Source organism: Candidatus Solincola tengchongensis (assembly GCF_015711935.1).
Classification (GTDB): Bacteria; Actinomycetota; Geothermincolia; order Geothermincolales; family RBG-13-55-18; genus Solincola_A; species Solincola_A tengchongensis.
The window spans coordinates 1-8,595 of record NZ_JACVJJ010000018.1 but is presented as its reverse complement, the minus strand read 5'-3'; the positions used below and the strand labels follow the sequence as shown (position 1 = coordinate 8,595).

Annotated in this window: 5 protein-coding genes; 4 read left to right on the top strand and 1 reads right to left on the bottom strand. The window is 61.9% G+C overall.

Annotation, left to right across the window (positions count from 1 at the left end):
• The first annotated feature begins 661 nt into the window (after positions 1-661).
• Positions 662-823 (top strand): hypothetical protein, encoded by a 162-nt coding sequence (locus H7007_RS00840; RefSeq protein ID WP_287152591.1) that lies wholly within the window; start codon positions 662-664, stop codon positions 821-823.
• Between the two features lie 39 nt (positions 824-862).
• Complete coding sequence (locus H7007_RS00835; protein WP_287152590.1) at positions 863-1,621, top strand: CAP domain-containing protein; 759 nt, start codon at positions 863-865, stop codon at positions 1,619-1,621.
• Positions 1,622-1,637: 16 nt separating this feature from the next.
• Here the strand turns inward: H7007_RS00835 and H7007_RS00830 are convergent, their stop codons facing one another.
• A complete protein-coding gene (locus tag H7007_RS00830; protein ID WP_287152589.1) occupies positions 1,638-2,603 on the bottom strand; it encodes a hypothetical protein in 966 nt (321 codons plus the stop codon).
• A 627-nt stretch (positions 2,604-3,230) separates the two neighbouring features.
• On the opposite strand from H7007_RS00830, the gene H7007_RS00825 reads away from it, so the two are divergent.
• Together H7007_RS00825 and H7007_RS00820 are read left to right on the top strand one after the other, a co-directional pair.
• The gene (locus H7007_RS00825; RefSeq protein WP_287152588.1) at positions 3,231-4,568 is read left to right on the top strand and encodes an MFS transporter; all 1,338 of its coding nucleotides are present in this window, start codon (positions 3,231-3,233) and stop codon (positions 4,566-4,568) included.
• A 508-nt stretch (positions 4,569-5,076) separates the two neighbouring features.
• Positions 5,077-8,595: DUF5719 family protein (locus H7007_RS00820; protein ID WP_287152587.1), on the top strand; the 3,519-nt coding region annotated here is incomplete at its 3' end.

The following is an 8,595-nucleotide window of genomic DNA, read 5'->3' as shown; positions in this document are numbered from 1 at the left end:
AGAGAGGTTCTTCGCATGATTCGGCACCCCCACTTGTTCCCCCGGCAAGAAACGCAGGTTACCGTTCGGTATATGTCTTAGGAATAACAATCGCTATATTTCCTGTCAAGCTGCAGGCTTCTTCTGCCGGACGGGGTATGATAACGTAAAGCCTGAGAGGTAACCCTTTTTATTCCGTTGATTTGCCTGTTTTTTCAAGATGATAGGGTGGTTCTCGGCCCTTTTCAGCCCGAAGAGCGCCTACTGACACTATGCGGCACCGCCTGTCTTGCGGTGATATCACAAGGGCCGCGACGGTGGCGCCGTCAGGTCTCCAGGAGCATTCCGCCAATCGTCGGTCGGGGATTTCCGGCATTCTCGGCGTTTCCGCCACTCCGGAGGATTCCCGCGTCACCTGGATCGTCGATCAGGAGTCCGTATCTCCGAAAATCGAGTTCTTGGGCTTGTATGGAGAACATGTTGAGGTTCATAGAACATATAGGGGTTCAGGAACGTAATAATTCAATGGGAGCGTTGTTCGGGGTTTTAGATGTTTCGACACCAGGTGTGCCGCGAAAAGAGAGGAGGATGGATTGCCCTTGTGCGATACGCGATTGAATGTCTTCAGAGAGATTAACCGTATTTCAGACGAAGCGCCTTACGGATGGGAGATCTTCAAGCGATGAGGATAGCCGAAATACCGCAAAGGGCAGCAAGACCGGAAAGCAATAGAATGGCCGGGAAACCGGAAAAGTATCCTGAAAGTTCAAGAGATGTAAAAGGAGCCATAAAATCTTGCCTGGTAGAATGGCCGGGAAACCGGAAAAATATCCTGAAAGGGTGAAAAATGGTGACGGGACATGGCTTCTGGCCAAAGGGAGATATGAGGAGCGCGGGTACCGATGGCGGTTCTTCCGTGAACGGCGGTTTCCGGCCGCGGCGGCGCTTTTTGCCGTTTGTGGCGGCAGGCGTCATCATCGTGATGTTCCTGGCCGCCGTTCTTGGGAGCCCCGGTTGTGGGTGCCTTCCGGTTCCTAGGCAACAGGAGGTATCCCTCGAATACCGGGTCGAGAGGACGGCGGAGGAGCAGTCACGGGAACCGGAAGGCCTTTTTGCATCCGCCGATCTGGAGGAAGAGAAAGCGGGGCACATAAGCCATATCCGTGATAACTCCCTGGAACTGGCCTATCTGATACATCGCAAGATCAATGATGTCCGAAAGCGCTACGGCCTCTCCGCACTGAGTTGGGACCAGGAACTGGCGGCCATAGCCCTGGAGCACAGCCGGGACATGGCGGAGAGGGACTACTTCGACCACGTCAGCCCGGAGGGGAAGGATTTCACCGACCGTTACCGGGAGCACGGCTACAAACGGACCACCAGGGTGGGGACCGTGGAGTACAAAGGTGGCGAGAACCTCTTCCTGGGCAACGTGGTAAAGTCTTACACCTACGACAGGGAAACGGGCGAGATCCTCTCCTATTCCTACTTCACCCTGGAAGGCCTGGCGGAAGCGGCGGTGAACGGCTGGATGGAGAGCCCGGGACACCGGGAGAACATCCTCACCCCTTTCTCCCGGGAGGGGATAGGGGTGTGGGTGGACGACGACGGAGAGGTCTACGTGACCCAGAACTTCTCCTGAACCCGCCGGCCTTGTCTCAAGGCAGCGGATTCCGCTTCAGAGAGCTGTTCCGCCGCGAGAAGTCGTAGTCCCGCAGGTCTTCCCGGCTCAACATGAGGGAGGGGCACATGTGCAGGCATTTGCCGCAGAAATCCCCGCAGATGAGCCCGAAGCAGTTGTCCAGCATGGCCCGGGTGAAGGGGTGTATTTGCTCGCTTCCCATGGAGGCGAAGAAGTGCAGCGGCTGGCCCGGCCCCTCGGGTATCTGCAGGTCACTGTGGCTTCCCGTCCCCTTTATGAGGCCGGTGACGGCGTAAGCGCAGCGGATGTCGTCGCGCAGCGCGTATTCCATCTCCCTTTCCCCTATCTTGCACCGCTGGGCCTCGCTCTCGGAGAGGGCTTCGGCGGGACAGAGCCGGACGCATTTACGCCCGCACTCCTCTGGGCGGCAGAGAGGAGGGCCGTCGTAAAGGGGGGTGGGTTCTAGCTCCGCGGAGGTCAGGAGGGAGTTGAACCGCTGCATGGAACCGAATTCCGGCGTGAGGGCCAGCCCGTTCCAGCCGAACTCCGCCAGCCCGGCGGCCACTGCGGCGTGGCGGTGGGAGAATTCGGCCATCACCTTCCCGGTCTGTATGGTCCGGTCGAAGTATTTGGTCATGCTGCTTATCCAGGTGGGCATGAAGGCCAGGGTCTTGTAGCCCTTGTATTCGAGGAGCTTGGCCATGCGGTTGACCAGCCGGGAGCTCTCCCAGTTGGCGAGCCCGTAACCGTAGAAGAGATAGGGCGTGTTGGTCTTGGTCGGTTCGTGCCATTCCCCCCACACATCCGCCATCCCCTGGAAGAGGTGCATCCCGACCGAGATGACCGACCGGCACTCGGGGAGGAAATCCGTGGGCCGGTGCCCCTCCGGGGCGTTCTCAAATCTTTCCACCGGGGCGATGCCCACTAGGTCCGCCCCCCAGTCCACAAGCGTCTCCACTACCGCCCGCGTCAGTTTGTCCATGCCCTTCCCCCCCGTTTCTTTCTTGACCAGCGGCCTTGACGTCCGACCCCCGAACGCCTTTGCCATCGGCGTTCCGGTGTCGAAACGCCCTTCCATTTTTCTTCACTACACCAGTATATACCCATGAATATACCCATGAATCCTGCGCATCTCCTGGGGTGAAGCCTGGTCTTTCGGCCCACCTTTTTGTCTTGTTGCCTTGGGAAGGGACGCGCACGCACGACGGGTTTTTCAGGTCATTTCATGGGGTGATAAAGATAAACGGAGGTCTCCCTTCCTCTGCCAACGACGAAAAGGTCGCTATGCCCCGTGTGGTGAAGATATTTCTTGGGTGGAAGGCGGGAGGAGAGCGGCGGAGAGACGGATGTTCGTCGATACTATCGGAACCACCCGGGCTGCAGGAGATGGGCGGTGACGGCGACGACACGAACGGATCGGGACCGGAGAGAACAGGCAGGGAATCCGCTACCGCTGCGGTATGCCTGCCGTGCCGTGGGTCCGGGAAGCACCGATTCAAGTTGAGGATGAGGATTCCGGGAAGGGCCGTTAACCCGACGGATGAGACGGAGCCGGTCCGGCGGCCCAGCGCCTGGGGTGGAGGCGAGAATTTCGAAGGGGGGAGCAAGAATGAGCGAGGAGACCGCGGTCGAGGAGTACCGGCAGTACGGGTACCGCTGGGTGGTCCTTCTGGTCTACGGGATAATCCTGGTGGCCCAGGCTGTGCTCTGGCTGAGTTTCGCGCCCATCGAGTCGGACGTGGAGAAGGCGCTGGGCGTGGGCTCCACGGCCATCCGGGCCCTGGCCCTGGTGGGGCCACTGATGTTCGTCTTCATCGGATCCTATGCCGGGGATCTGGCCGACCGCCGCGGCTTCAAGTTCGCCGCCGGGGTGGGGGCGGTGATCTGTTCGGTGATGGGTATCATCCGGGCCATCGTCCCCCACGTAGTGGATTCCGGGACGGCTCAGTACTGGCTCTTTTTGGTATGCCAGGCCATAACCGGGGCCGGGGGAGTGTTCATCGTCACCAACATGTCCAAGATGCCCATCAAGTGGTTCCGGGAGAAGGACCGGGCCTTGGGCATCGGGCTGGCCACCATGTTCTTCTACCTGGGGACGGCGGCGGGTTACCTCCTGGTCACCACCATCGCCGGCATCCCCGAGGACGCTGCCGAGCTGGGCAACCTGGCCGTCATCCAGAACGGGCTTAACCGCGTGCTTACCGTCTTCGCCGTTTTCATGGCCGTCTCCACGGCGCTCTTCTTCCTCCTGGCTCGCGAGGATCCGCCGACGCCCTCCGGCCCCATGCCTGAGGATGTCAAGCTGGGGGTCATGGAGTCCCTGCGCCGCTTCATGGGCTCCTCCGTCTTCCGCGCCCTGGCCACAGTCTCCCTGGTGGGTTACGGCATCTACATGGGCATGGCGGTGACCATGGAGAAGATCATCACCTTCCACGGCTTCACGGCCAAGTTCGCCGCTTCGGTGGCCACGGCCATGATCTTGGGCGGTATTCTGGGGGCCGCCACCCTTCCCGGCGTTTCCGAGAAACTGGGTCTGCGCAAACCCTTCCTGATCCTTGCCGGCCTGGTCCCCATCCCCATGATGTTCCTCATAGGCTTCGTGGGGAGCAAGCCGGTGGACCTGGTGGCCGGCGCGCTCCTGGGGTTCTTCCTCCTGGCCGCCCTGCCGGTGACCTTCACCATCACTGGGGAGATGGAGGATATAGGACCGCGTCTCGCCGGCTCCGCCGCGGGCACCCTCATGGCCATCGGGAGCATAGGTTCATTCGCCATCCCCTTCCTTATGGAGGCGTTCAAGCGGGAGGCCATCAGGTCATGGTCAAAAGAGGCGGTGGCCGACTACCGCTGGGCGATCGTCTTCCTGGCGGCCCTGGGAGCCCTGGCCATCGCCGTGGTCATACTCTGGGTCAAGGAGACGGGGCCCCGGGCCCGCCGGAAAGCGGCATAACGACGGATGCGGAACGCTGAGCGCGCGGACATCCCAGATCATTGTTGAACATAGGCCCGTTATCTATCTTGAAAATATCGTTATAAGGTAGTAAATTCAAAATGAATTATTACTAAGATAGGGTTGCCGGTAGATAAGGGGAACGCGCCCGGAGAGTCGCTTTAATCCATCTCATCCCCCTCTGGACGTTTTCCTCATCCTTGGCGTAGAGGGGGCGGAGATGGATTCTTCATACCAAAGAACCTCGAAATTTACGCTTGTATTCCCGCCACGGCATGAACGGTTGGGCGCTTCGCTGAGCTCAGTTTTCTTATCAATACTGCGATGGAAATATATACCAAATACTTTTTTCGGGCCGTGGAAGGAAAGAGCCCGAGGACTCGGATCAGGTCCATTCCGTGGAGCTGCGATTTCGGGAAACGCTCGGCGGAAAGTCGTTTCCTTAAACCTGTAGCGTTCATTTATGGATGCGACGGCTGTCGTGGTCCGGTCCAGGGAGGTGGGTGAGATGAAGGCCGGAAAAGGCATGGGAAGCGGCGCAAGACTCCTGGCATTGGGGGCCTGCCTGCTGTTCCTCATGGGATGGTTGAGCCCCTTCGGACTGCAGCCTCCGCCCGGGGTAAAAAGGGCCGCGGCCGCCGCGGATCCCTACGAGCCCAACGATTCCCTGGGGGAGGCCTACGGCCCCCTGGACCGGGTGGATTACGAGGCCTACATCCAGGCGGAGGGGGACCACGACTTCTTCTTTGTCGATGTGCCGGAGAGGTGCAAGATGCTGCGCGCGACCTTAACCGGCATACCGGAATCCTGCAATTACGAGCTGCGGATATATAACTCCTCCGGCGAGAGCATCGCGGGCTCCGAGAACGGTTCCAACCAGGACGAGTTCATCGAGATGCAGAACCCCGCGGAAGGCAGATATTATGTCGAGGTGTGGCCTTATGAGGATTATTCGGACAGCGATGCCTACACTTTGGGGATAAGGCGAAGTGACCTTGTGCTGGACCACGCCTGGGAGAAGGTGGGCCCCTCCGGGATGTCGCCGCCCCTCGCCGACTACACCGTGGGTCAGGTGGAGGCGGCAAGCGCCTCCGTGGCCTACGCCGTCCTGGACCCCGAGTTCACGGGCAACGGGAAGGTGCTCAAGACCACCGACTACGGCGATTCCTGGCAGGTCATCGGCCTCTCCCATCCCGATCCTAGCAAGTACTTCAACTGGACGGAGCACATCTCCGTGGTCAGCGAGCAGGTGGTCTGGGTGGGTTCCACGTACTGTCCCGCTTACGGGGTGGCCAGGACCGAGGACGGTGGGAATAACTGGGCCTATTCCGGAAATCCCGCTTACATGCACGCCCTGTTGGCCACCGACTTCCTGCACGCCTGGGATGCGAACTATTATTCAGGTGCCGGCTGCATCCACAGCACCGCCGACGGGGGCGCGACCTGGAGCGAACCTCCGGAATTCTCCGCTTACAATTTCGGCGTTTACGACATCCACCGGTACGGGGACGATTTCTGGGCCGTGGGGAGCCATTATAACAACCCCAAGGTCCTGCACCGCGTCCCCGGTCCGCCGGTCGGCTGGGCGACCGTGGACCTGCCTCCGGGGCTGCCCGCGAGCCTCGATACGTGCTGGAACACCGGAGGGGGCGTGGTGTGGGCCGCGGGCAGCAACAAGGTCATAAAGACCACCAACGGCGGCCAGAGCTGGTCGGTGTACACCATGCCTTCCGCGGCCGGCTCCATCCGGGCCATCTGCGCCTTGAGCGCCGACACCGCTTATGTGGCGGGCAGTTTCGGGACCATCCTCCGGACCATGGACGGGGGCGAGAACTGGGATTTCATGTTCGTCCCCACGAGAGATAACCTGCTCAGCGTCCACGCCGTTGACGCCGAGCACGCCTGGGCATCGGGGGAGAAAGGGGTCCTCCTGCGCATGGTCCCCGCCAACACCAGGACCGGAAGCGACGTGACCGTGGACCTGGGAGAGGGCGACACGGTGACCTTCACCTCCGTCACCGCCCCGGGGAACACCTACAAGGTCCCCGGGACCAACCCCACCTACGAGGAGCTCCCGGACGGGCCTTGGATTGTCAGGGACTGCAGGGAGATAGAGACCACAGCCTCCTACCAGGGCACGATCGAGGTGAGGATGCCCATCGGCAACCTGTTGGGTTACCCGGACGAGGGCGTGCGCATGTTCAAGAAGACGGAGGGCGGAAGCTGGGAAGACGTCACCTGGGCCATCGATACGGTGAACCACGTGGCCATCGGCCGCACCGATTCCCTCTCGGAATTCGTCCTCGGATATCTCATGCCCGATTTGGAGGCCGTTACCCCCACCTGGGGCATCAGGGGTCAGACGTGCGATGCGACCCTTGAGGGGCACGGGTTTTGGGAGACTTCCACGGCCAAGCCCTACGTGGCCCTGCAGTTGGAAGGCCAGGACGACATCGCGGCCACCGACGTGGTGGTGGAGAGCCTCAACCGCGTCACCTGCCGCTTCCCCATCCCGGCCGACGCAGTGATAGCCAAGTGGGACGTGTATATCCAGAGCCCAGACCATGATATGTGTGACACCCTTGAGAACGGTTTCCGGGTCATGGACCCCATGCCTCCGCCCACGGTGACCTCGGTGAGCCCGAGCTTCGCGGAGAGGGGCACCAAGAGCCTGTACATGACCATCAACGGTTCCGGCTTCTGGGGCGCCTGGCCCACCGTGCCGAGAGCCTGGCTGAGCAGGGAAGGCCAGCCGGACATCGAGGGGAGGTTCAGCGGGGGTGAGCCCTACAACGCCACCGAGTTGAATTTCTACTTCGACATCCCCGCCGACGCCTGCTCGGGGGCCTGGGACGTGAAGGTCATGAACCCCGACGGGAAGGTTGGCGTCCTGACTGGAGGCTTCACCATCACCGGGGCCCTCCCGCCCCCCACGGTCACCTCCATCACCCCCAACTCTGGAGCGCAGGGGGCCACGGTGGCCGTGACCAACCTGGCGGGGACCGGCTTCTACGGCACCCCCTCGGTGCGGCTGAAGAAGGCCGGCCAGTCGGACATCGTGGCCACCGGGGTCACGGTGGTGAGCCCCACCAAGATAACCTGCTCCCTCCCCATCCCGGCGGGGGCGGCCACCGGCGCCTGGGACGTGGTGGTGAAGAACCCCGACAACCAGGAGGGCACCCTCCCCGGAGGCTTCACCGTGACCGCCGCGGGCGGGGGCGGTAACACGCCGCCCGGCAGCAACGTGCAGGTAGACCTGGGCGGGGGCCTGGAGGTCACCTTCTCCGGGGTGAGCGGTGGCGGGAACACCAGCGCCACACCGCAGCCCGACCCCTCGGTGGCCAATTTCCATATACTGGGAAGCTCCTGCTACGACATCGCGACCACCGCGACCTACGAGGGGAACATCCTGGTCACCTTGCCCTACGACGAAGATGCCCTTATCGTCCCCGAGAGCAGCCTGCGCATGCTGCACCAGGAGGGCGGGACCTGGGTGGACGTGACGGAGAGCGTGGATACCGCCAACGACCGCATCACCGGCATGGTGACGTCGCTCTCGCAGTTCGTCATCGCCTGGAAGGCGGCCAACGTCTGGTACCTCGCCGAGGGCTGCACGGCCCTGGGCATGCAGACCTACGTCCTGGTCCAGAACCCCAACCAGGGAAAGGTCTACGTGGACATCACCTTCATGACCGGGCAGGGGGAGGTCCAGGGGCCCCAGAACGTGGAGCTTCCCGGCAACTCCCGCTGCTCCTTCCTGGCCAACGCCTACGTCCCCGACAACACCGACGTCTCCACCCGGGTGACCTCGGAGGGAGGGGACATCATCTGCGAGCGGGCCATGTACGGGCCGGGCATGTCCTGGGCCCACGACTCCATCGGGGTCACCGCTCCCTCCTCCGTCTGGTACCTCGCCGAGGGCTGCACGGCCCTGGGCATGCAGACCTACGTCCTGGTCCAGAACCCCAACCAGGGAAAGGTCTACGTGGACATCACCTTCATGACCGGGCAGGGGGAGGTCCAGGGG